Annotated in this window: 22 protein-coding genes; 10 read left to right on the top strand and 12 right to left on the bottom strand. The window is 66.9% G+C overall.

Annotated elements, in window-relative coordinates:
* Window positions 1-177: 177 nt before the first annotated feature.
* The 3 genes from KO490_RS10945 (at window position 178) to ilvN (ending at window position 3537) form a co-directional block, all read left to right on the top strand.
* Complete coding sequence (locus tag KO490_RS10945) at window positions 178-1017, top strand: arginyltransferase (protein WP_216019609.1); 840 nt, start codon at window positions 178-180, stop codon at window positions 1015-1017.
* A 161-nt stretch (window positions 1018-1178) separates the two neighbouring features.
* On the top strand, window positions 1179-2933 hold the full coding sequence (locus KO490_RS10940) for an acetolactate synthase 3 large subunit (RefSeq protein ID WP_216019454.1): 1755 nt from the start codon (window positions 1179-1181) through the stop codon (window positions 2931-2933).
* A gap of 43 nt (window positions 2934-2976) precedes the next feature.
* Window positions 2977-3537: an acetolactate synthase small subunit gene (gene ilvN, locus KO490_RS10935; RefSeq protein ID WP_216019453.1), complete on the top strand. Its 561-nt coding sequence runs from the start codon at window positions 2977-2979 to the stop codon at window positions 3535-3537.
* A gap of 21 nt (window positions 3538-3558) precedes the next feature.
* Here the strand turns inward: ilvN and KO490_RS10930 are convergent, their stop codons facing one another.
* From KO490_RS10930 to KO490_RS10920, 3 genes are all read right to left on the bottom strand, one after another.
* Window positions 3559-3915: a hypothetical protein gene (locus tag KO490_RS10930; RefSeq protein WP_216019452.1), complete on the bottom strand. Its 357-nt coding sequence runs from the start codon at window positions 3913-3915 to the stop codon at window positions 3559-3561.
* Window positions 3916-4089: 174 nt separating this feature from the next.
* A complete protein-coding gene (locus tag KO490_RS10925) occupies window positions 4090-5349 on the bottom strand; it encodes a DUF2254 domain-containing protein (RefSeq protein ID WP_216019451.1) in 1260 nt (419 codons plus the stop codon).
* 4 nt (window positions 5350-5353) lie between these two features.
* Complete coding sequence (locus KO490_RS10920; protein WP_252727132.1) at window positions 5354-6160, bottom strand: M48 family metalloprotease; 807 nt, start codon at window positions 6158-6160, stop codon at window positions 5354-5356.
* A 129-nt stretch (window positions 6161-6289) separates the two neighbouring features.
* Between KO490_RS10920 and KO490_RS10915 the strand changes: the two genes are divergently transcribed.
* Genes KO490_RS10915 through KO490_RS10905 form a run of 3 tightly spaced genes read left to right on the top strand, consistent with a single transcriptional unit; the run spans window position 6290 to window position 7854 of the window.
* Window positions 6290-6532, top strand: coding sequence for a hypothetical protein (locus KO490_RS10915; protein WP_216019450.1), 243 nt, complete (start codon window positions 6290-6292; stop codon window positions 6530-6532).
* A 54-nt stretch (window positions 6533-6586) separates the two neighbouring features.
* Window positions 6587-7156 carry a nitroreductase gene (locus tag KO490_RS10910; RefSeq protein WP_216019449.1) on the top strand — a complete coding sequence of 190 codons (570 nt, stop codon included), beginning with the start codon at window positions 6587-6589 and terminating at the stop codon, window positions 7154-7156.
* On the top strand, window positions 7147-7854 hold the full coding sequence (locus KO490_RS10905; RefSeq protein WP_252727131.1) for an EI24 domain-containing protein: 708 nt from the start codon (window positions 7147-7149) through the stop codon (window positions 7852-7854). Before KO490_RS10910 ends, KO490_RS10905 begins: the two co-directional genes overlap by 10 nt.
* Here KO490_RS10905 and KO490_RS10900 read toward each other — a convergent pair.
* Together KO490_RS10900 and mce are read right to left on the bottom strand one after the other, a co-directional pair.
* Window positions 7829-8098: a DUF1467 family protein gene (locus KO490_RS10900; protein ID WP_216019448.1), complete on the bottom strand. Its 270-nt coding sequence runs from the start codon at window positions 8096-8098 to the stop codon at window positions 7829-7831. The genes KO490_RS10905 and KO490_RS10900 overlap by 26 nt on opposite strands.
* On the bottom strand, window positions 8098-8502 hold the full coding sequence (gene mce / locus KO490_RS10895; RefSeq protein ID WP_216019447.1) for a methylmalonyl-CoA epimerase: 405 nt from the start codon (window positions 8500-8502) through the stop codon (window positions 8098-8100). Before mce ends, KO490_RS10900 begins: the two co-directional genes overlap by 1 nt.
* A gap of 126 nt (window positions 8503-8628) precedes the next feature.
* Between mce and KO490_RS10890 the strand changes: the two genes are divergently transcribed.
* Entirely contained in the window at window positions 8629-9363 is a 735-nt protein-coding gene (locus tag KO490_RS10890; protein ID WP_216019446.1) for a response regulator, read from the top strand.
* On the opposite strand, the gene KO490_RS10885 is transcribed toward KO490_RS10890, so the two are convergent.
* The 6 genes from KO490_RS10885 to KO490_RS10860 all read right to left on the bottom strand — a co-directional run bounded on the left by KO490_RS10885 (window position 9360) and on the right by KO490_RS10860 (window position 15673).
* Window positions 9360-10535 (bottom strand): DUF1501 domain-containing protein, encoded by a 1176-nt coding sequence (locus KO490_RS10885; protein WP_216019445.1) that lies wholly within the window; start codon window positions 10533-10535, stop codon window positions 9360-9362. The two genes, KO490_RS10890 and KO490_RS10885, sit on opposite strands and share 4 nt — an antisense overlap.
* Before the next feature lie 4 nt (window positions 10536-10539).
* A complete protein-coding gene (locus KO490_RS10880) occupies window positions 10540-11904 on the bottom strand; it encodes a DUF1800 family protein (protein WP_216019444.1) in 1365 nt (454 codons plus the stop codon).
* 66 nt (window positions 11905-11970) lie between these two features.
* Window positions 11971-13746, bottom strand: a complete 1776-nt coding sequence (aspS, locus tag KO490_RS10875; protein WP_216019443.1) for an aspartate--tRNA ligase — start codon at window positions 13744-13746, stop codon at window positions 11971-11973.
* A gap of 60 nt (window positions 13747-13806) precedes the next feature.
* Entirely contained in the window at window positions 13807-14469 is a 663-nt protein-coding gene (locus KO490_RS10870; RefSeq protein WP_216019442.1) for a CPBP family intramembrane glutamic endopeptidase, read from the bottom strand.
* Window positions 14442-15236, bottom strand: coding sequence for a GH25 family lysozyme (locus KO490_RS10865; protein WP_216019441.1), 795 nt, complete (start codon window positions 15234-15236; stop codon window positions 14442-14444). Before KO490_RS10865 ends, KO490_RS10870 begins: the two co-directional genes overlap by 28 nt.
* Before the next feature lie 149 nt (window positions 15237-15385).
* Entirely contained in the window at window positions 15386-15673 is a 288-nt protein-coding gene (locus KO490_RS10860) for a hypothetical protein (RefSeq protein ID WP_216019440.1), read from the bottom strand.
* Window positions 15674-15811: 138 nt separating this feature from the next.
* Between KO490_RS10860 and KO490_RS10855 the strand changes: the two genes are divergently transcribed.
* The 3 genes from KO490_RS10855 to KO490_RS10845 are packed head-to-tail and all read left to right on the top strand — an operon-like array spanning window position 15812 to window position 19208.
* Complete coding sequence (locus KO490_RS10855) at window positions 15812-16660, top strand: glycosyltransferase (protein ID WP_216019439.1); 849 nt, start codon at window positions 15812-15814, stop codon at window positions 16658-16660.
* Window positions 16660-17481 carry an NAD(P)-dependent oxidoreductase gene (locus tag KO490_RS10850; protein ID WP_216019438.1) on the top strand — a complete coding sequence of 274 codons (822 nt, stop codon included), beginning with the start codon at window positions 16660-16662 and terminating at the stop codon, window positions 17479-17481. Before KO490_RS10855 ends, KO490_RS10850 begins: the two co-directional genes overlap by 1 nt.
* Before the next feature lie 29 nt (window positions 17482-17510).
* Window positions 17511-19208 carry a chloride channel protein gene (locus KO490_RS10845; RefSeq protein WP_371822304.1) on the top strand — a complete coding sequence of 566 codons (1698 nt, stop codon included), beginning with the start codon at window positions 17511-17513 and terminating at the stop codon, window positions 19206-19208.
* Between the two features lie 4 nt (window positions 19209-19212).
* Here KO490_RS10845 and cobT read toward each other — a convergent pair whose 3' ends face one another.
* On the bottom strand, window positions 19213-21078 hold the full coding sequence (gene cobT / locus KO490_RS10840) for a cobaltochelatase subunit CobT (protein ID WP_216019437.1): 1866 nt from the start codon (window positions 21076-21078) through the stop codon (window positions 19213-19215).
* Window positions 21079-21212: the final 134 nt, after the last annotated feature.

Below are 21212 nucleotides of genomic sequence, written 5' to 3'. Positions count from 1 at the left end.
GCATCGCCCGTCACGCAGGGTTGCACGAAGGGATACGCCGCTATCCTTTTTCGGTGCTTGGCCTGTGATGCAAAGGTTGCTAGGCTTTGCAGGATTTTTCGATGTCGCTTATCCGGATTGTCACGGCAGCCGCATGAAACGACCCCCGTTCAACCGCCCAGAACCCGAGGTGGCATGATGCGCCACACCGTCCCGCATGCGCCGCAGTTCTATGTCACCGCGCCCCAGCCGTGCCCCTATCTGCATGGCCGCGCGGAACGCAAGCTGTTCACCGCATTGCAGGGCGACAATGCCGCCGCGCTGAACAACGCGCTGTCGCGGCAGGGCTTCCGGCGGTCGCAGAACGTCCTTTACCGTCCCAGCTGCGAAGGCTGCGTGGCCTGCATGTCCGCGCGCATCCGGGTTGCTGATTTCAACCCGTCGCGCACGCAGCGCCGGGTGGCGCGTCGCGATGGCGGGCTGCGCCGCGTGGCGACCAGCGCCTGGGCCACCGAGGAACAGTTCGAGCTGTTCCGCCGGTATCTGGACAGCCGCCACGCCGATGGCGGCATGGCCGACATGGACATCTTCGAATTCGCCGCGATGATCGAGGAAACCCCGATCAAGACGCGGGTGATCGAATATCGCGGCCGCCAGTCCGACCTGTCCACCCCGCATGACGGTGACGAGGACCTGATCGCGGTCTGCCTGACCGACGTGCTGGATGACGGGCTGAGCCTCGTCTACAGCTTCTACGAGCCGACGCTGCATCACGCGAGCCTCGGGACCTACATGATCCTCGACCATATCGAGATCGCGCGGGCGGCGGGGCTGCCCTATGTCTATCTGGGATATTGGGTGCCGGGCAGCCGCAAGATGGATTACAAGGCGCGCTTCTCGGCGCTGGAGATCTACAAGGGCGGCGTCTGGCAGGATATCGGCGACCCCGAGGCGCATGGCGACGAGGCCCATCCCCTGTCGGTCGATCCCATCGTCGAGCAGGTGGCGCGCATATCTCTGCCGCAATCGAACCGCTGACGACCCCAGCCCGCGAAACATAATTTCAAATCACGGCCGGGATGCGTCATTTTATCCGCATGGACCCATTGACCCCGTTCTGAAGCCCAAATAGTTTGCGCCGACGCCGTGGCGGGATTTCCCCGCCTGCGGCCTTATCTGGACGAGAGTGGAGCAAGAACATGTCCCGAATGATGACGGGTGCAAGAATGGTTGTCGAAGCGCTGCGCGATCAGGGCGTCGATACCGTATTCGGCTATCCGGGCGGGGCGGTGCTACCCATCTACGACGAGATCTTCCAGCAGAACGACATCACCCATATCCTGGTGCGCCACGAGCAGGGCGCGGTCCACATGGCCGAAGGCTATGCCCGTGCCACCGGCAAGCCGGGCGTCGTGCTGGTCACCTCGGGGCCGGGTGCCACGAATGCCGTCACCGGGCTGACCGATGCACTGCTGGACAGCATCCCGCTGGTCGTCCTGTCGGGGCAGGTTCCGACCTTCATGATCGGCACCGACGGCTTCCAGGAAGCCGATACCGTCGGCATCACGCGGCCCTGCACCAAGCACAACTGGCTGGTCAAGGATACAGATGCGCTGGCGCAGACGATCCACAAGGGTTTCCATGTCGCGACCTCGGGGCGTCCCGGGCCCGTTCTGATCGACATCCCCAAGGACGTCCAGTTCGCGACCGGCACCTATGTCGGGCCGAAGCAGGTCGATAACGGGTCCTACAACCCCGGCCGCAAGGGCGATATCGAACAGATCACCCGTCTGGTCGAGATGATCGAGCAGGCCGAACGTCCCGTCTTCTATACCGGCGGCGGCGTCATCAATTCCGGCCCCGCCGCCAGCCAGCTTCTGCGCGAACTGGCCGATGCGACGGGCTTTCCGGTCACCTCGACGCTGATGGGTCTTGGCGCCTATCCGGCATCGGGCAAGGGCTGGCTGGGAATGCTGGGGATGCACGGCCTCTACGAGGCGAACCTGGCGATGCATGGCTGCGACCTGATGATCAATGTGGGCGCGCGCTTCGACGACCGGATCACCGGGCGCGTGGCCGATTTCAGCCCCGGTTCGGTCAAGGCGCATATCGACATCGATCCCAGCAGCATCAACAAGGTCATCCGCGCCGACATCCCGATCGTGGGCGATGTGGGCCATGTTCTGGAAGACGTGCTGAAGGTCTGGAAGGCGCGCGGCCGCAAGCTGAACACCGCCGGCCTGAAGCGCTGGTGGGCCGAGATCGACGGCTGGAAGGCCAAGAACTGCCTGTTCTATCGCCCGAGCGAGGCGATCATCAAGCCGCAGCACGCGCTGCAGCGCCTCGAGGCACTGACCAAGGGTCGCGACCGCTATGTCACGACCGAGGTCGGTCAGCACCAGATGTGGGCCGCGCAGTATCTGGGCTTCGACGAACCGAACCGTTGGATGACGTCGGGTGGGCTTGGCACGATGGGCTACGGTCTGCCGGCATCCATCGGCGTCCAGGCCGCCCATCCCGAGGCGCTGGTCATCAACGTCGCGGGCGATGCCAGCTGGCTGATGAACATGCAGGAGATGGGCACGGCGGTCCAGTTCCGCCTGCCGGTCAAGCAGTTCATCCTGAACAACGAACGTCTGGGCATGGTCCGCCAGTGGCAGCAGCTGCTGCATGGCGAACGCTACAGCCAATCGTGGTCCGACAGCCTGCCCGATTTCGTCAAGCTGGCCGATGCCTTCGGCTGCAAGGGTGCCCAGGTGCAGGACCCCGGGGATCTGGACGACGCGATCCAGCAGATGCTGGATTACGACGGCCCCTTCATCCTGGACGTCCTGGTCGAGAAGCACGAGAACTGCTTCCCCATGATCCCGTCGGGCAAACCCCATAACGAGATGCTGCTGGGCGAGGCCGAGACGCAGGGCGTCATCGAGACCGAAGGCGCGGTGCTGGTCTGAGACCGGCACCCGTCCCCGCAGACAATTGCAACAGGGCAGTCAAATGAACGCACTGAACATCCAGAAGGGCATGTCGAGCCATTCGGCATACGACCTGCGCGACCCGCATGCCCAGACCGAGGAAAGCCATACGCTTGCCATCATGGTCGAGAACGAACCGGGCGTCCTTGCCCGCGTGATCGGCCTGTTCTCGGGTCGCGGCTATAACATCGACAGCCTGACCGTGGCCGAGGTGGACCATGCCGGCCACATGTCGCGCATCACGGTCGTCACGCGCGGCACCCCTTCGGTGATCGAACAGATCAAGGCGCAGCTGGGCCGCATCGTCGTCGTGCATGGCGTCCACGACCTGACGGTCGAGGGTCCGTCGGTGGAACGGGAACTGGGGCTGTTCAAGGTGCAGGGTCAGGGCGACAAGCGGGTCGAGGCGCTTCGCATCGCCGAGATCTTCCGCGCGAATGTGGTCGATTCCACGCTAGAAAGCTTTGTCTTCGAATTGTCCGGCGCGCCCAGCAAGCTGGATGCCTTCGCGGATCTGATGCGCCCCTTGGGGCTCATGGACATGGCACGGACGGGTGTGGCTGCGCTGGCGCGCGGCACCTGATCGGATCGCGGCGCCGCCTTTTCAGCAGGCGGTGCCGCTGCGCGGCCAGGATGCGGTCGTGGCACGCTGAGGCGCGCGCGCTTCGAGTTGCGACGACACGACGCGCAGATGCGGCGGGCGCGCGACGGGACGCTCGGCTTCGCTCAGCATGCGCGGCAGTTCGGGGCAGCTTTTCTCGGACAGCATGGTGACGCCGAAGGCTTGGCGCAGGTTGCCCACCGCCTCGGTCTCAAGCTCGACCAGATCTCCGGCCTCGGGCCATTGGATCGGTTGCGCAAGCCCGGTGGTTCCCTTGAGATAGGCCAGGTTGTCCTGATCCTCGCACCAGATGATCGCCTTTTCCAGCGACGCGCAGCTCCATACGACAACCCCGATCATGGGTGCCCCTTTCCTTTCCCACCCACCGGGTTCCAAAGGCGCCAGCAGGGGTATATTTGTGCAATTCTTTGCCGAATAAAGCAGAATTTCGCCGATTATCCAGCTTTATCTCAACTTCCCGGGAGTTTTTTTCCTCCGGTGGTTGCACTGTCGCCCGTGCACCACAACCGCCTGTTATTGCCTTGTCAATTGTCGCGCGAGGGACGCGATACGCGCCTTTTCCACCGGATTCTCGATTTTCCCGTCGCTGTAGGTGACAATTTCCTGCGCCAGATCCTGGGAAATTCTTCCAAAGATTCGGTCATTCTGAAGCGTCAGCATGATCAGCATGCGCAGCATCGCCACATGCACGGCCTCGACCCCCGCCGCGTCGCGCATGATGGGCCGCAGGCTGTCGCCCAGCAGCAGTTCGGCATCCAGCCCGGGCGCATAGAGCCGGGGAAAGCCGACATTGGGCCGTGCCTCTTCGGTCCAGCAGGACAGGATGCGCAACATCCGGGTCAGCACCACCTCGGCGGTGCCGGGGTCGTTCACGGCAGGCGACAGGGCCCGCTGCGCGATCTCGGACAGGACGCGGAAGCCGAACCCCGGGTCCTGATCGAAGCTGCGATCGGGGGCCAGGGTAAAGCAGGCAAGGATCCCATCGCGGATGGTGTCGTCCAGATCACCCGTCACGTGGCACACCGCCTGCGAGGGGTGCAGCAGATCGCCCGGCAGCGCCGCAAGGTAGATCTGCAGCCGGGCCGATTCGGCCAGATCCGACAGCGCCTCCATGTCGCAGTTCTGGACATGTCCGACCTCGGTCGGATGCACGGCGATCGCACCCTTGGGCGGCGTTCCGCGCAGGGGATTCGCCCCCAGCCAGGGCGAAGCAAGGCGCCGTGACAATGCGCGTTCGGTCACGGTCTCGATCCGCGCGACCGTATCGCCGACCAGTCCCAGCGTGGCCAGCCGGTCGATCCAGCGCAGAAGCGACACGATCACGATCAGGATGACCAGCAGCGTCACCAGGAACAGGATGACCCGCCCGCCTTCGCCGTAAAGCTCGGTCTGCAGCATGATCAGCCCGACAAGGCTGAAGACGAAGGCCCCGATGAAGGTCGCCAGAACCGTCTGGCTGACGCCGTCCTGTGCCAGCAGCCGGACCGCGCGGGGCGTCGTCCCCCCGCTGGCCGTGGCATAGGCCGCGGTCAGGATCGACAGCGAGAACGTCGTCACCGTCAGCATCGAGGAGGCGATGATCTGCAGGATGGTCCCGATGGCATCCGCCCCGATCCAGCCCGCCAGTTCGTCGGGGATGACGATCCTCAGCGCCCAGCCGGCGACGGCGGTGGCGAAACCCAGGATCGCGAAGCAGGTGACGCGCACCCACAGCTTGCGCAGCAGCTGGCCCAACCTGAACTGCAATCGCCCGATGCTGCCGTGTTCTGCCATCCGATCAGCGCGCGCGCCCGGCCTGCACGTCCGACACGGCGCGCTGGACCTGGGCGATGCGCTGTGCGCGCGAGGGATGCGTGCCGAGGACGTGATTGCCCGGATCGGGAATGCGGGAGAACAGCCCCGCCCCCGTGATCGGGTTGTAGCCCGCGTTCATCGTCACGATTGCACCGAGATAATCGGCCTCCAGTTCCCAATCCTTGCTGTAGTAACGCGCGCCGACCGAGGCACCGATGGATTGCGCCCGTTCGACCGCGGCCGTGTCCCCGCCATAGGCCGATGCGATCGACCCCAGCACCACGGCCGCCGCCGTCGCGGCCCCGCTCTTGCGGTCGAGATGGTCGAGGATGTGGTGCGCGGCCTCGTGGCCCACGACGAAGGCGATCTCGTCGGGGTTGCGCGTCTGGGCGATCAGCGAAAGCGTGAAGCCCACGATGGGGCGGCCGTTGTTGTCCACCGTCTGATAGGCGTTCGGCTCCAACCCCGGCCGGTCGTCCACGACGAAGGCAAAATCGCAGTTGATCGCCCGGCTGCGGCGCTCGATGCATTCCCGCTCGACCGCGGGCTCCATCCGCGACATGACCTGCACGAAGCTGCGTGCGGCACCCTGCGGGCTGCCGTCATGCGGGGCGCTTGGGGATGGAAGGCCCTTCGGGGCGGTTGGGGCCGGGGCGGCCTGGGGCGCCTGCGTGATCGTCGGACCCGCAGGCCCCTGGGCGCAACCCGCGACGGTCAGCGCCGCCGTCACCAGCCCGGCGCGCAGCCAACCCCTTGCCCAAGCCTTGCCCATGCCAGCCCTGTCCTTCATGTCCGAATGCATCCTTTGGCCCAACCTACCGCGCGGGGGCAAGGGTCAGCAAGACCGCCCGCTTGTGGCCGACGCCCCGACGCGCAATTGTCGCAGTCGGGCCATCCAGCCGGCCCAGAGGAGAATCGGATGTTCACCATCGAGCACGACTTCGACGCCACCGTCATCACCCTGATCGACGAGGCCGAACCGAATACCCGCCCCCTGAACGAGGATGTCGTCATCCTGAATTTCGACGACCGCGTCGTGGTCGAACAGATGAGCGATGACGGAACCGAAGTGGTCCGCATCACCTTCACCATGCAGCAGCTGTCGGAACTGCGCCTTGCGCTGAATCTGCCCGAGGGGAATTACCGGCTGGAACGCGAATAGCGCCCCTTGCGGCCCCATCCGCGATGCGCGACAGGTCCGGCAAAGGAGAACGCCATGCCCGAACGCGACGATGCCGTGCTGAGCTTCCTGGCCACGCGCAGGTCCCATCCCCCCAAGCTTTTGTCCGCCCCCGGTCCCGATCGCGCCGAGCTGACCGATCTTCTGACCATGGCCGCCCGCGCGCCAGATCACGGCAAGCTGGAGCCCTGGCGCTTCGTCGTCCTGACCCGCGGGGCGCTGGACACCATCGCCCCCCTGCTGCACCAGGCCGTGCTGGATGACGGCCAGGACGAGGCGCAGGCCCAGAAGGCCGCATCGGCCATGGCCTCGCCCGTGGTGGTCGCGGTGCTCTTCTGCCCCAAGGACAGCCCCAAGGTGCCGTTGTGGGAACAGGAACTGTCGGCCGGGGCGGTCTGCCTGGGGCTGGTGAACGCAGCGCTGGCATCGGGTTGGGGCGCGTCATGGCTGACGGGCTTCGCCGCGCTGAACCGCGAATTCGGGCAGGCGCATCTGGGGCTGCAGCCCGACGAGCGCGTGGCCGGGCTGATCCATTTGGGCACCCGCGGGGCGACGCCGCCGGAACGTCCCCGCCCCGATATCGACGCGATCACGACATGGCTGTGATGCTGCCCGTCCGCGCGATCATCCGGGGCTGGACGGACCTGCTGCGCCCTTCCGTGCTGAAGCTGGTCCTGATCGGCCTCGGGCTGACGGTGCTGCTGTTCGTGGCGCTGCAGGCCGCGATCTTCTGGGCGATCCGCATCTGGTTGCCGGGCGGCGTCGCCCTGCCCTGGATCGGCACGCTGGATCTGGGGCAGACCCTTTCCTGGACCTCGCTCGCGCTGTTTCCGGTGATGGGCATCTTCCTGATGGCGCCGGTGGCTGCGGGCTTTTCAGGTCTGTTCGCCGAACGCGTGGCCGAGGCGGTCGAGGAGATGCATTACCCGACCCGGCGCGGCATCTCGCCCGATTTCCTGGACGGGGTGCTGGAATCGCTGGCCGTCATCGCGGCGGTGCTGGGGGTGACGATCCTGTCGCTGATCCTGACGCCGTTCCTGGGGCCGCTCGCCCCGGTGCTGTTCTTCGGCGCGAACGGCTGGCTTCTGGGCCGAGAGTTCTTCCAGATGGCCGCCAGACGGCACCTGCCCGAAGGCTCGGCCCATGATCTGCGCCGCAGCCGCAGCGTGGCGGTCACGCTGACCGGGGTGATGGTGGCGGTGGCGCTGGCCATTCCCTTCGTGAACATCGCCGTGCCCCTGCTGGCGGCGGCGTCCTTCACGCATCTCTTTCACATGGTCAGCGGATCAGCGCGTCGAGGTTAGAGATATCGGCACGGCTGATGAAGCCGCCCAGGATGATCGTGGCGATCACCGCCCAGATCGCCCCCGAGATCAGCGTCGTCTGGATCAGCTTGCGCCGCCAGGGCGTGCCCGAGGGCGCGCCCGCATGGGTGCCCGGCACGATATTCCCGTCATCGGCCTGGCTGCGGTGGCCGATGGGCATGACGACGAACAGCGTCAGGAACCACAGGACGGCGAACAGCACGATGCCCCCGGTCAGGTTCATCAGACCTGCTCCAGTTCGATCAGGCAGCCGTTGAAATCCTTGGGGTGCAGGAACAGGACCGGCTTGCCATGGGCGCCGATCTTCGGCTCTCCGGTGCCCAGGACCCGCGCCCCTTCGGATTTCAGCCGGTCGCGGGCCTCGATGATGTCCTCGACCTCGAAGCACATGTGGTGGATCCCGCCCGAGGGGTTCTTCTCCAGAAAGCCCGCGATGGGGCTGTCGGTGCCCAGGGGATAGAGCAGCTCGATCTTGGTGTTCGGCAGCTCGATGAAGACAACCGTCACCCCGTGATCGGGTTCGTCCTGCGGCGCGCCGACCTTGGCACCAAGCGTCGTTTCGTATTGCGCGGCGGCTGCGGCAAGGTCCGGCACCGCGATGGCGACATGGTTCAGGCGTCCGATCATCTCATCCTCCGTTTCCCCGATTACTAGGGCGATCCGCAGCGCGGTAAAAGGAAAAGCTTCGCGATTAACCCGGCGTTAGCGATTCGCGCGCTAGCAGGGATGAACCGCTGAAACGGGGAACGCGACATGCTGACGGAACAGAAGGCCGACACTGCCCAACCCTTGCCGAAATGGCGCCTCTCGCTGCCGGACAGGCCGCTGACCGGCATGACCGTGCTGGTGATCGAGGATTCGAGATTCGCGAGCGAGGCCGTGCGCCTTCTGTGCCTGCGATCGGGTGCCCGGATCAGGCGGGCCGATTGCCTGCGATCCGCCGCGCGTCATCTGCGCAGCTACAGCCCGATGGTCGCCATCGTCGATCTGGGCCTGCCCGACGGGAACGGCGCCGACCTGATCGCCACCCTGACCGAGGGAGAGCCGCGCGTTCCCGTCGTTCTGGGCATGTCCGGCGATCCCGATGGTCGCGACGTCGCGATGGATGCGGGCGCCGACAGTTTCCTTGCCAAGCCTGTGGAAAGCCTTGCGGTCTTCCAGCAGACGATCCTGCAGGCCATGCCCCGCGACATGGTCCGTACGCCCCCCCGCGCCATGCCGACCGATGTGATCCATCCCGACGAATCCGGCCTGCGCGACGATCTGAACCACGTGGCCGAGGTGCTGTCGGACGCGCGCGATACCGGGCAGATCGACTATATCGCGCGCTTCCTGGCCTCGGTCGCGCGATCCGCGCGCGATCCCGCCCTGGAAGAGGCTGCGACCGCCCTTGCGCGCGATCACGTCGCCGGAAATGCGGTGGCGACCGATCTGGCGCGGATCAGCGGCATGGTCCAGGACCGGCTGGCCCGCGTGGCGGGGTTCTAGGCCAGAAGCCGCGGGTCCGGCCCCATGTCCAGGCCGGGGAAGATCGCCCCCTCCAGCCGGGACCGGTCGATGCCGAACTTCTGGTGCATCGCCCACGCGGCATAGGCACGAATGTCGCGCACCGGCATCAGGTCGCGCCCGTCATAGAGATCGCCCTCCCCCAGCCCCGGCCATGCGCCCAGGGCACGCCCCCCGCGGATCGCCCCGCCCGCGACCAGCATCGCCCCGCCGGTGCCATGATCGGTCCCGCCCGATCCGTTCTCTCGGGCGGTGCGGCCGAATTCGGTCATCGCCATCACCGTGGTCGTGTCCCAGTTCCGCCCCAGATCGTCCTTCAGCGCGACGATCGCCGCCGCCAGCCGCTTCAGCGAACGGTCGAGCGTATTCGCCTGCCCCGCATGCGTGTCCCACCCCGAGATCGAGAAGGTCGCGATCCGCGTATCCCGGTTCAGCCGGTCCGCCGTGAAGCGCGCAAGCTCCAGATGCTCGGCCCCATTGGCGTCGTCCAGCAGGTCGGGCGACAGCCCCTCGGCGATAGCGATGGCCTGCACACTGGCCGGATGCAGCAGCGGATCGTCGTGATAGACATGTTCCAGAAGCCGCTCGGCCTGGGGCGACAGCGTCAGCGTCGAACGCGGCGCCCAGCTCAGGCTGTCGGCCGGACCGTCCAGAATGCGCATCTTTTCGGCCCCCACGGCATAGGCCGTCTCCGAGGTCATGTCGGGCATCACCTGCAGCATCCGGTTCAGCCAGCCGTCGCGCTGGTCGCGCAGCGCCGCATCCGTGCCGGTCCCGGCCTCCAGCATGTCCTGTCCGTCGAAATGGCTGCGCTTGTCGCGATAGGGGGTCGAGACAGCAGGCGCGAAGGCCAGCTGCCCCGCATTCCACAGCGGCATCAGCGCGGACAGGCCCGGATGCAGCGCGAAGAACCCGTCCAGATCCAGCGCCCCGTGATCGGGCCCCCGCGACAATGTCCGGCGCAGCCCGCGCAGGTTCCCGTCGCCATAGGGCTGGAAGGCGTCGATCCCGTCCATCGCACCGCGCAGGATGATCACGACAAGACGGTTCTCGCCCGGCGCGCTGGCAAAGGCCATGGGCGTCATCAGCGGATGGGCCGCGGCGGAACAGCCGATCAGCGCGGCATGTCGCAGAAACAAACGGCGGTTCAGCATCGCATCATCTCCGGTTGAAATCGCCCGAGGCGAGGACGATCCCCACGCCCTCGACCCGGCTTTCGGCCTTTGGCACCGCCCATCTCAGCGCGTCGGACGCGGTATCGCCAAGCGCCACGGGCAGGAAGGCGCGGGGATCGGGCAGTTCCTTCAACAGCAGCTGCGGCACCTGCATCGACCAGTTGATCCGCGCGGCCAGGCCCTGCGGACTGCCCCAGGCGGCGCCCTCCTCGGGCCAGCCATCCGGCCCGCCCGCCATGACCCAGGGCTGGCCCATCAGCGCCATCGGTTCGGTCAGCACAAGGCGCGTCATGCGACCGTTCAGGTTCCGCACCCGCTTACCCGTCACGCCGATCCCGCGCAGCCCCGCCACGATGTAATCGAAGGGCTGGCGCATCTTGGCGCGCATGTGATCCGCCAGCTCGGGGGCCTCGGCCAGAACGCGGTTCATTGCGCCCAGATCGCCCCCGCCATCGACGAAGGCGGCCTGCAGCCTTGCGACTAGGGCCTCGGGCGGATCATCCGCCACGAAATGCACGGCCATCTTGCGGGCCAGATGCGCGCCGGTCGCCGGATGGGCGGACAGATCGCGGATGACGGCGCGGATATCCTGCAGCCTGCCTTGACCATCGGCGCCGTATTCGACCCCCAGAACCGTCTCGGGGCCGGGTTCGGACCTTGCGGGAAAGAAGACGCGATCGCGGCGCGGCGCATAGAGCAGACCCGCAAGCAATTCGGCCAGCTGCTCGATGTCGCGCTGGTCGTAATCGGCGCCCACGCCCAGGCTGTGCAGTTCGATCATCTCTCGTGCGAGGTTCTCGTTCAGGCCGAAGCCCTTCTTGGGTCGACGCTGTGCAAGGGCGCTGCCCGGTCCCACGGATCGCGACTGATCGAGGTATCGCAGCATGGCGGGATGGGTTTCGGCGGCGAACATCATGTCGGCAAAGCGCCCGTTCAGATGCGGGCGGATGGCCTCGTCCACGAAGGTCTCGCAGAGCAGGTTCTGATAGACGTCCGCCCCCTCGACCGTGAAGTGGTCGGCCCAGAACCATGCAAGCCTCTCGCCGAAACCCGCGCGGGCATCGACGCCGCGGGCAAAGCGTTCGCGCATCGCCCGAAGGCGCGTCCTCGTGGCGTCGCGACGGTGCTGTTGCAGGGGTTCGCGCGCATCGGCATCACCCGCGCGCAGCTTCTGGCGGATGTCCTGCCCCTCGCGCAGGATGGCGCTGACCCGATCGGTGGTCAGATCGCCCGGTCGCGTCGACTGCGCGATCTCGGACAGAAGCTCGGAAGGGTCTTGCGGCAGCCTGCGGCGTGGGGACAGGCCGAAGCCCAGCCGGATCGCGGCAAGCTGATCGTAGGGTATCATGCGGCGGGCCTCGTGGTGACATGCTGCCTTGCGGCACCATGCCATGCGCGGGGCCCGCCTGTCAGATCACTCTTTCGGCAGGGCGCGCAGGCGAAGCTCGCGCATCTGCTCGTTCGTGGGTTCGGACGGGGCACCCATCATCAGGTCCTCGGCGCGTTGGTTCATCGGGAACATGATGACCTCGCGGATGTTCTGTTCGTCCGCCAGCAGCATCACGATGCGGTCGATGCCCGCAGCACAGCCACCGTGCGGGGGCGCGCCATAGCGGAACGCCTTGACCATGCCGCCAAAGCGCTTCTCGACCTCGTCGGCGCCATAGCCGGCCAGTTCGAACGCCTTGAACATGATTTCCGGCTTGTGGTTCCGGATCGCGCCCGAGATCAGCTCGTAGCCGTTGCAGGCCAGGTCGTACTGGTAACCCTTGACCGCCAGCGGATCGCCGTTCAGCGCGTCCAGTCCGCCCTGCGGCATGCTGAACGGGTTGTGGCTGAAGTCGATCTTGCCCTCGTCGTCCTTCTCGTACATCGGGAAATCGACGATCCAGGCGAACTTGAACTGGTTCTCGTCGGTCAGGCCCAGCTCGCGGCCGATCTCGTTGCGGGCGCGGCCTGCCACACCCTCGAAGGCCTCGGGCTTGCCGCCAAGGAAGAACGCGGCATCGCCGATGCCCAGGCCCAGCTGCTGGCGGATCGCCTCGGTCCGTTCGGGGCCGATGTTCTTGGCGACGGGGCCCGCGGCCTCGATCTGGCCGTTATCGTCCTTGCGCCACAGGATATAGCCCATGCCGGGCAGGCCCTGGCCCTGGGCAAAGGCGTTCATGCGGTCGGCGAACTTGCGGCTGCCGCCGGTCGGCGCGGGAATGGCGCGGATCTCGGTCCCGTCCTGTTCCAGCAGCTTGGCGAAGATCGCAAAGCCCGAGCCGCGGAAATGGTCGCTGACGACCTGCATCTCGATCGGGTTGCGCAGGTCGGGCTTGTCGCTGCCGTATTTCAGCATGGCCTCGGCATAGGGGATGCGCGGCCATTCGGTATCGACCTTGCGGCCCTTGCCGAATTCCTCGAACAGGCCCTGCACGACCGGCTGGATCGCGGCGAAGACGTCCTCCTGGTCCACGAAGGACATTTCCAGGTCCAGCTGGTAGAAGTCGGTCGGGCTGCGGTCGGCGCGCGGATCCTCGTCGCGGAAGCAGGGCGCGATCTGGAAATACCTGTCGAAGCCCGCGACCATGATCAGCTGCTTGAACTGCTGGGGGGCCTGCGGCAGGGCATAGAACTTGCCCGGATGCAGACGCGAGGGCACGAGGAAGTCGCGCGCGCCTTCGGGGCTGGACGCCGTGATGATCGGCGTCTGGAATTCGGTGAAGCCCTGGTCCCACATGCGGTTGCGGATCGACCGGACCACCTGGCTGCGCAGCATGATGTTGTTGTGCAGGCTTTCGCGGCGCAGGTCGAGGAAGCGATACGCAAGCCGCGTTTCTTCCGGGTAATCCTGATCGCCGAAGACCGGCAGCGGCAGTTCGTCCGCGGCGCCCAGCACCTCCAGATCGGTCGCATAGACCTCGATCTCGCCGGTGGGCAGCTTGGCATTCACGAGGCTGGCGTCGCGCAGCTTCACGCGGCCGTCGATGCGGATGACGGTTTCCGCGCGCAGCTTCTCCATCGCGGCGAAGGCGGGGCTGTCGCTGTCGGCCAGGACCTGCGTCATCCCGTAATGGTCGCGAAGATCGACGAACAGGACCCCGCCATGGTCGCGCACACGATGGACCCAGCCCGAAAGGCGGATGGTTTCACCGGCATTGGCGGCAGTCAGATCGCCGCAGGTATGGCTGCGATAGGCGTGCATGATGGGTCCCCATTTGTTCAGCCCCCGCATGAACAGCGCCACAGGCGGGAAGTCAACCGCTCAGAAGGGACGGACCACGTTGCCGGTATAGAAATAGGCCCCCATACCCACCGCGAACAGCACGTTCCCCGCCACCGCATGCAGGACCCAGGCCGAGGGGAAGCCGTGACGCAGATAGGCGCGCCCGAAGATCCATCCGCCCACGAAGGTCATCACGGCCACGATCAGCGACCAGTACATCAGATGCGCAAAGGCGAAGACGGCCGCGTTCAGGGCGATCGCCGCCTGACCATGCGGCAGGATCGCGCCGTAGCGATGGAAGAACAGCGGGCGGAAGATCAGCTCCTGCGGCAGGGCCGACAGCAGCGGATAGAAGACCCAGATGAAGGGCAGGAATTCGGGCCGGTTGCGGATCAGCGAAAACAGCGCGTCCGGTTGCAGGGTTGCCAGGATGGCCCAGCCCGCGAACAAGGTGGCCAGCGTGATCCCTAGGATCTCCAGCCAGGGAAGGCGGCTCCAGCCGCGGACCAGGACCCGCCACTGAAAGCCGCCGGTCGCATAGAGAAGGGCGATGCCCGCAAGGCTGAAGATCACCAGAGCCTGGAACAGGCGCCCCGGCGGCAGATAGATCGCCATGGCCAGCGGCGCCCCGATATAAAGCGCCGCGAATTCGATCTTCAGCCAGCGATGCGAGACTACCGCACCATTCGTGTCTGCAACCATCTTGCCCAATCCGTTGCGGAACCGGCAAAGGCGTTCAGATCGGTGTCGCCCTTGATGCCCGGGACGATCCCGGTGCCGGTATATTGCCAGAAGCCCCAACGCTGACCCGGATAGATCCGGCTGGGATGATTGGCGACCGAACGCAGCCAGAACTCGGCACGCATGTCGCCCATTTGGTTGTCACGGTAGAAATCGACCGTGGTATAGATGATGGGACGCTGCCCGTAGTGACGTCCGACCAGCTGCAGGAAGACCTCGGCCTCGCGCTTGATCTCGGATGCCGAGGGGCGACGCGGGCAGGTCTTGGAATGCGACCATTCCATGTCCAGCACGGGCGGAAGCGAACCGGCCTCGCGCGGGACGTTGCGGATGAACCATGCCGCGTTCTCCGCACCCGAACGGCAGAAATAGTAGAAGTGATAGGCCCCGCGCGGAATGCGTGCCTGCCCCGCCTCGCGCCAGTAGCGGTGGAAGTTCGGATCCAGGTGATCCCCGCCCTCGGTCGCCTTGATGAAGGCGAAGCTGATGCCCGCCCCGCGCACGCGGTTCCAGTCGATGTCGCCCTGCCAGCGGGAAATGTCGATCCCGTGGACCTGGTGCCCATAGGGCGCGGCATAGTCCCACGAATGCGGCGCACGATCGCCCAGCTGCGAATTGGCGCCCGGTCCGGGGGCGTTGCGATACCCCCCGCTTGGCGGCGTCCGAGAACATGATGCCACGATCGCCAGCGCCATGCATGCGACCAACAGTTTTCCGAGAAGTCTCATTCCTGCCCCGACCTTGTTCTTGAGTATGTCTGCCCGTGACGCGTTCCGCGTCGGCTCGGGCGGTTATCTCAAATACGTGAGGTCTTGTCATGGCAGGGGCGCTATCACGAACTCGTCAGGTGGGACCGGGCCCGTCGCGGCCCGGCGGGTCAGTTCTGGGCGTCGGACTGGCCTTCGGGGGCCGCATCGTCGGCATCGGGCACGCCGTCCTCGGGGGTGACCGTGGGCGTCGGCTCGTCGCCATTGCCCTCGGCATCCTCGACGGGGGTGCCCTCGGGCGGGGCGGTGGTGGCGATGCCCGTTTCCTCGGTCGGTTCGGTGCCGGGGCGCATCACCAGCGTGATGACCAGCACCAGCGCCAGCATCGCCACGATGGCGATGATCGCGGGCTTGTGCCGACGCGCGGACTTGTCCGGATCTTCGTTGTTGTAGGACATGGGGAAAACCCTCCGGTTGCTTGGCAAGTGAACGCCGCCTGAACCAAGCGGTTCCCCCCCGATCGCGGGACGGGCTTGGACTTGGGGCCGGATGCTGTCAGTGATGGGCGCGACCGTTTCCCGACCGAAAGGTGCCGGATGACCGCCATCCCCCTGCCCGACGGCCTGATGGCCGACATGCCCGCCCGCAGTGATCGTGCCTATGTCACGCTGGTCAGCAACGATGCCTATCTGCCGGGGGCCGAGGCGCTGCTGCGGTCCCTGCGCCTGACGGGCACCGATGCCGACCTGGTGGTGCTGCACCGCGCCCTGGACCCCGACGCACAGGCCCGGCTGACGCGCCTGGGCGCGCGGATGGTGCAGGCCGATCTGCTGCCGACCTCGGAAGCGTTCGATCTGACCCATGCGCGCGATGCGCTGCACGCCCGCGCGGCATTCACCCGTGGCGGCAAGCCCGCCTTCCATACGCCCCTGGACAATTTCATCAAGCTTCGGCTGTGGCAGCTGGACTATGCACGGGTGGTCTTCGTGGATGCGGATGCCATCGTGCTGCGCAATATCGACAAGCTGTTCGCGATGCCCGAATTCTGCGCCGCGCCCAATGTCTATGACGGGCTGGACGGGTTTCGCAGGATGAACTCGGGGGTCTTCACGGCCAGGCCCGATTCCGCGACATTCGCCGCGATGATGGCGCATCTGGACCGGCCCGGCATCTTCTGGCGGCGCACGGATCAGACCTTCCTGCAAAATTTCTTTCCGGACTGGCACGGGCTGTCGGTCCATCACAACATGCTGCAATACGCCTGGTTCGCGATGCCGGGGCTGTGGGACTGGGACCAGATCCGCGTGCTGCATTACCAATACGAGAAACCCTGGCAGGACCATGACAAGGCGGACCGCCTGCGCCCGCTGATCGAGCTGTGGCGGACCATCGCACGGGGCGATCCCATGCCGGACCTGTCGCGCATGCCCGGTCCGCCCGCCTGATGCGCGTCGCGCTGACAGGGGCCACGGGGATCGTGGGCGGCTTCGTCCATACCGCGCTGCGGGCGGCGGGGCACCGCGTCACGACGCTGGACAGGCAGAGCGGCTGGCGGCTGGGGCAGAATGCGGACCTGACGGGCCAGGACGCGCTGATCCACTGCGCCTTCGCCCATGCGCCGGGCCTTTATCGCGGGGGCGAGGGCGATGATCCCGACGCCTTCATCGCCGCCAATCTGCAGGGCAGCCGGATGCTGTTCGACGATGCGCATCGCGCGGGCGTCGGGCGGGTGCTGTTCCTGTCCTCTCGCGCGGTGCATGACGGGCATGGTCCGGGGCTTCTGCCGGACGATCTGCCCGCCCTGCCCGCCAATCTCTATGGTCGCGTCAAGGCCGGGGCCGAGGCGCATCTGGCGGCCCTGCCCCTGGCGGGATGCGCCATCCGCGCGACCGGGGTCTACGGGCCGGGGCCTGCGATGAAATGGGGTCCGCTGTTTCGCGACCACCTTGCCCGCCGCCCCATCGCGCCCCGCATCGGGACCGAGGTTCACGCCGCCGACCTGGCGGCCGCGATCATCCTGCTGCTGGACCACCCCCGCCCGCCCGCCACGGTGAATGTCAGCGACATCGCGCTGGACCGTGCCGAGCTGCTGGGAATGGTCAACGAACATCTGGGGCGCGCCCTGCCCCTGCCCGACCCCGCGGACGGCTCGGCGCTTGGGCGACTGGACTGCACGTTCCTGCGACGGGCGGGTTGGCAACCGCGGGGAATGGACGGGCTGCGCCGCGAGATCCCGGACCTTCTGGACGCTGCAACGAATTTGTGATCGGTTTGGCGCGACGGAAGGCCGCATGAATGCCCCAAGCCAAGCGCGACAGATCGACGATACGCCTGCTGAAACCCATGACGCGACGGTTGCGCCATGCGCTGCACCTGATGCGCGACCGCGGCCCCAGCCAGCTGCAGTTCTGGATGCTGGCCCTGATGATCGGCATCGGGGCGGGAACGGCCGCGCTCGGCTTCCGGCTGGGGATCTCGGCGCTGCAGCGCGCGATCTACGGGGCGGACGACCTGACGCTGGCCAGCACGGCGGGCAGCCTGCCCTGGTACTGGGTGCTGACGGTGCCCTGCTTGGGCGGTCTTGCTGTCGGGCTGATCCTGGACCGGTTCACGCCGGACGGGCGCGTGCGGTCGGTCTCGGACGTGATCGAGGGGGCGGCGCTGGATGGCGGGCGGGTCGAGAAACGCGAGGGGCTGGCCTCGGCCCTTGCATCGCTGATCACCCTGGGGACCGGGGGCAGTTCGGGGCGCGAAGGCCCGGTGGTGCACCTGGCGGGCGTCATCTCGACCACGGTAGCCGAACGCATCAAGGCCAGCCCCATCACGGGGCGCGAACTGCTGGGTTGCGCGGTGGCGGGCGCGGTGGCTGCCAGCTTCAACGCGCCCATTGCCGGCGCGCTGTTCGCGCACGAGATCGTGCTGCGTCATTTCGCCGTCCATGCCTTCGCCCCCATCGCCATTTCCGCCGTGGCGGGCACCGTCATCAACCGGCTGCAATTCGGCGGCCTGACCGAGTTTCGCCTGAACGAGGCCGTGGATCTGGCCTTCTATGTCGAGCTTCCGGCCTTCATGGCGCTTGGGCTGATCGCGGGGCTTGTGGCGGCCGCGATGATGCGCGGCATCTTCGGCGCGGACCGGCTGGCAGCGCGGGCTATGTCCCGCCTGGGCTGGCCACGCTGGACGCGACCGGCGCTGGCGGGGCTGGCGCTCGGGGCGATCGCGATTCCGTTTCCGCATATCATCGGCGTCGGATACGAGACGACGGCCGCCGCCCTGTCGGGCCGGATCGGCCTGACCGAGGCGCTGATCTTTGCCGTGGTCAAGGCCGTCGCGGTCGCCATCACGCTTGGCGGGCGCATGGGCGGGGGCATCTTCTCGCCCGCGCTGGTGATGGGGTCGCTGACCGGGCTGGCCTTCGGGATCATCGCGACCTCCATCGCGCCGGAATATTCGGGCGAGGTGAACATCTATGCCTTCGCGGGCATGGGCGCCGTGGGGGCCGCCGTTCTGGGTGCGCCCATATCCACCGCGCTGATCGTCTTCGAACTGACGGGCGACTGGCAGACGGGGCTTGCGGTGATGACATCCGTCTCGCTCAGCTCGGCGCTGGCATCGCGGCTGGTCAGGCGGTCGTTCTTCCTGACGCAGCTGGAACGGCGCGGCATCCGCCTGGCCGAGGGGCCGCAGGACTGGCTGCCCCGTCAGCTGCGGATCACGCCCGTCATGCGGGCCCCCGACAGCGCATCGGCACCCTCACCCGACCTGCTGCGCAACCTTGCCGATCAGGGCCTGTCCCTGCCCGAGGGCAGCCGCCTGGACGTGGCCCTAGCCCGGTTCGAGCGGGAGGGTTCCGCCTTCCTGCCCGTCGTCGCCGACCCCGCCCCGGGGGACGAGGACGGCCCGATCCGGATCGTGGGCGTCGTCCATCACGTCGATGCGCTGCGGGCCTTCAACCAGGCCCTGTGCGAGACCGCGGCCGAGGAACACGGCTGACCCCTCAGCGGCGCTGCGAGGCCATCCCCATCACCCGCGCCCGCTTGCGCGGATCGGCGTCGAACAGCGCCGCCAGCTGTTCGGTGATCGCGCCGGCCAGCTGTTCGGCATCGGTGATCGTGACCGCGCGTTCGTAATACCGCGTCACGTCATGCCCGATCCCGATGGCCAGAAGCTCGACCGCGCGGCGACGCTCGATCATGGCGATCACGTCGCGCAGGTGGCGTTCGAGGTAATTGGCCGCGTTCACCGACAGGGTGCTGTCATCGACCGGCGCCCCGTCCGAGATCACCATCAGGATCTTGCGCGCCTCGGACCGCTTGGCCATGCGGCGATGGGCCCATTCCAGCGCCTCGCCGTCGATGTTTTCCTTCAGCAGGCCTTCCTTCATCATCAGGCCCAGGTTGGGCCGCACGCGACGCCAGGGCGCGTCGGCGGACTTGTAGATGATGTGGCGCAGGTCGTTCAGGCGACCCGGCGTGGCAGGCCGCCCCGAGGCCAACCACGCCTCGCGCGATTGGCCGCCCTTCCAGGCGCGGGTGGTGAAGCCCAGGATCTCGACCTTGACGTTGCAACGTTCCAGCGTCCGCGCCAGCACGTCGGCGCAGATGGCCGCGATGCTGATGGGGCGTCCCCGCATGGACCCCGAATTGTCGATCAGCAGCGTGACGACCGTGTCGCGGAACTCGGTGTCCTTCTCGATCTTGAAGGACAGTGGCATGGTCGGGTTCGCGACGACGCGCGCAAGGCGGCCCGCATCCAGAACGCCCTCCTCGCGGTCGAATTCCCAGCTGCGGTTCTGCTGGGCCTGAAGCCTGCGCTGCAGCTTGTTGGCAAGGCGGCTGACGGCACCGCGCAACGGGTCCAGCTGCTTGTCCAGATAGGCGCGCAGCCGTTCTAGTTCGGCGGGATCGGCCAGATCCTCGGCGCGTATCTCCTCGTCCCAGGTCTGGTTGAAGACCTTGTAACCGGGATCGGCATCGCTGACGGGCGGCGGCTGATCGGGCGGCGCGTCGGCATCGGGCATCTCGGCCTCTTCGGACATCTCGTCCTCGGAGGTGTCGTCCATGCTGACCTGCGCCTGGCGTTCGTCCTGCTGCTGTTCCTGGCTGCGCTCGGGGCTGGCCTCCGCCTCGTCGCCATCATCCTCGTCGCGGGACTGGTTGTCGCCCGATTCCTCGTCCTGCTCGGCATTCTCCTCGGCGTCGTCATCCTCGGGTTCGTCCGGGTCGTCGCCCAGCTGATCGCCATAGCCCAGATCGGTGATGATCCGCCGCGACAGGCGCGCGAATTCCGCCTGATCGGCCAGCGCGCCATCGACATCGCCAAGCGCGGCGCCGGCCTGGCTCTCGATGAAGGGGCGCCACAGATCGGCCACGTTCTGCGCGCCGGGGGGCAATGCCCGCCCGGTGGCCGCCTGGCGCAGCACGTATCCGGCAGCCACCGAAAGCGGCGCATCGGCAGGCTGCGAGATCTGGGAATAGCCCTTCTTGTCGGCCTCGGCCCCCATCTTGACGTCGATATTGGACAGCGCACCCGGCATGTCGCGCGCGCCCAGTGCCTCGCAGCGGGCGGTTTCCAGCGCTTCGTACAGCTCTCGGGCCATGGGGCCTGCGGGGGCGAATTTCGCATGGGTCGCCGCATCGTGATGACGCATGCGCATGGCCAGGGCATCGGCCGTGCCACGTGCGATCAGGATCTCTTCGCGGGTCAGCCTGCGGCTGATCTGCGGCAGTCGCATCGTGTCGCCCGCAACCCCCGAGGGGTCGGCGCTGAAGGTGACGTTCAGCTCCCGTTCATCGGCCAGCGCCCGGGTCGCCTCGGACAGGGCCTTCTTGAAGGGATCGGCGGGGTTGTCGGACTTTTTCATGGCTTGGAATAGACCACCGCCGCGCGCGGGTCGCAAGGGCCTGCGCACCTGCGCAGGGCAGCTGTGCGCCCATGCGGGGCAACCCGCCGCACCGCCCGCGCATTGGTTTACGAACCGCCCCCGTGGCGTTGTTG

This window comes from Paracoccus sp. C2R09 (genome assembly GCF_018860625.1).
Taxonomy (GTDB): domain Bacteria; phylum Pseudomonadota; class Alphaproteobacteria; order Rhodobacterales; family Rhodobacteraceae; genus Paracoccus.
The sequence above is the reverse complement of the archived record's forward strand: the minus strand, read 5'-3'. Positions and strand labels throughout refer to the sequence as shown.

Excerpts from the sequence above, each read along its gene's own strand:
- KO490_RS10905 (WP_252727131.1), top strand. The coding sequence starts at position 7,147 with ATGGCTGTGATGCTGCCCGTCCGCGCGATCATCCGGGGCTGGACGGAC.
- cobT (WP_216019437.1), bottom strand. The coding sequence starts at position 21,078 with ATGAAAAAGTCCGACAACCCCGCCGATCCCTTCAAGAAGGCCCTGTCC.
- KO490_RS10845 (WP_371822304.1), top strand. The coding sequence starts at position 17,511 with ATGCCCCAAGCCAAGCGCGACAGATCGACGATACGCCTGCTGAAACCC.
- KO490_RS10940 (WP_216019454.1), top strand. The coding sequence starts at position 1,179 with ATGTCCCGAATGATGACGGGTGCAAGAATGGTTGTCGAAGCGCTGCGC.
- mce (WP_216019447.1), bottom strand. The coding sequence starts at position 8,502 with ATGATCGGACGCCTGAACCATGTCGCCATCGCGGTGCCGGACCTTGCC.
- KO490_RS10910 (WP_216019449.1), top strand. The coding sequence starts at position 6,587 with ATGCCCGAACGCGACGATGCCGTGCTGAGCTTCCTGGCCACGCGCAGG.
- KO490_RS10930 (WP_216019452.1), bottom strand. The coding sequence starts at position 3,915 with ATGATCGGGGTTGTCGTATGGAGCTGCGCGTCGCTGGAAAAGGCGATC.
- KO490_RS10885 (WP_216019445.1), bottom strand. The coding sequence starts at position 10,535 with ATGCTGAACCGCCGTTTGTTTCTGCGACATGCCGCGCTGATCGGCTGT.
- KO490_RS10870 (WP_216019442.1), bottom strand. The coding sequence starts at position 14,469 with ATGGTTGCAGACACGAATGGTGCGGTAGTCTCGCATCGCTGGCTGAAG.
- KO490_RS10880 (WP_216019444.1), bottom strand. The coding sequence starts at position 11,904 with ATGATACCCTACGATCAGCTTGCCGCGATCCGGCTGGGCTTCGGCCTG.
- KO490_RS10945 (WP_216019609.1), top strand. The coding sequence starts at position 178 with ATGCGCCACACCGTCCCGCATGCGCCGCAGTTCTATGTCACCGCGCCC.
- aspS (WP_216019443.1), bottom strand. The coding sequence starts at position 13,746 with ATGCACGCCTATCGCAGCCATACCTGCGGCGATCTGACTGCCGCCAAT.
- KO490_RS10925 (WP_216019451.1), bottom strand. The coding sequence starts at position 5,349 with ATGGCAGAACACGGCAGCATCGGGCGATTGCAGTTCAGGTTGGGCCAG.
- KO490_RS10865 (WP_216019441.1), bottom strand. The coding sequence starts at position 15,236 with ATGAGACTTCTCGGAAAACTGTTGGTCGCATGCATGGCGCTGGCGATC.
- KO490_RS10855 (WP_216019439.1), top strand. The coding sequence starts at position 15,812 with ATGACCGCCATCCCCCTGCCCGACGGCCTGATGGCCGACATGCCCGCC.
- KO490_RS10900 (WP_216019448.1), bottom strand. The coding sequence starts at position 8,098 with ATGAACCTGACCGGGGGCATCGTGCTGTTCGCCGTCCTGTGGTTCCTG.
- KO490_RS10920 (WP_252727132.1), bottom strand. The coding sequence starts at position 6,160 with ATGAAGGACAGGGCTGGCATGGGCAAGGCTTGGGCAAGGGGTTGGCTG.
- KO490_RS10890 (WP_216019446.1), top strand. The coding sequence starts at position 8,629 with ATGCTGACGGAACAGAAGGCCGACACTGCCCAACCCTTGCCGAAATGG.
- KO490_RS10860 (WP_216019440.1), bottom strand. The coding sequence starts at position 15,673 with ATGTCCTACAACAACGAAGATCCGGACAAGTCCGCGCGTCGGCACAAG.
- KO490_RS10850 (WP_216019438.1), top strand. The coding sequence starts at position 16,660 with ATGCGCGTCGCGCTGACAGGGGCCACGGGGATCGTGGGCGGCTTCGTC.
- ilvN (WP_216019453.1), top strand. The coding sequence starts at position 2,977 with ATGAACGCACTGAACATCCAGAAGGGCATGTCGAGCCATTCGGCATAC.
- KO490_RS10915 (WP_216019450.1), top strand. The coding sequence starts at position 6,290 with ATGTTCACCATCGAGCACGACTTCGACGCCACCGTCATCACCCTGATC.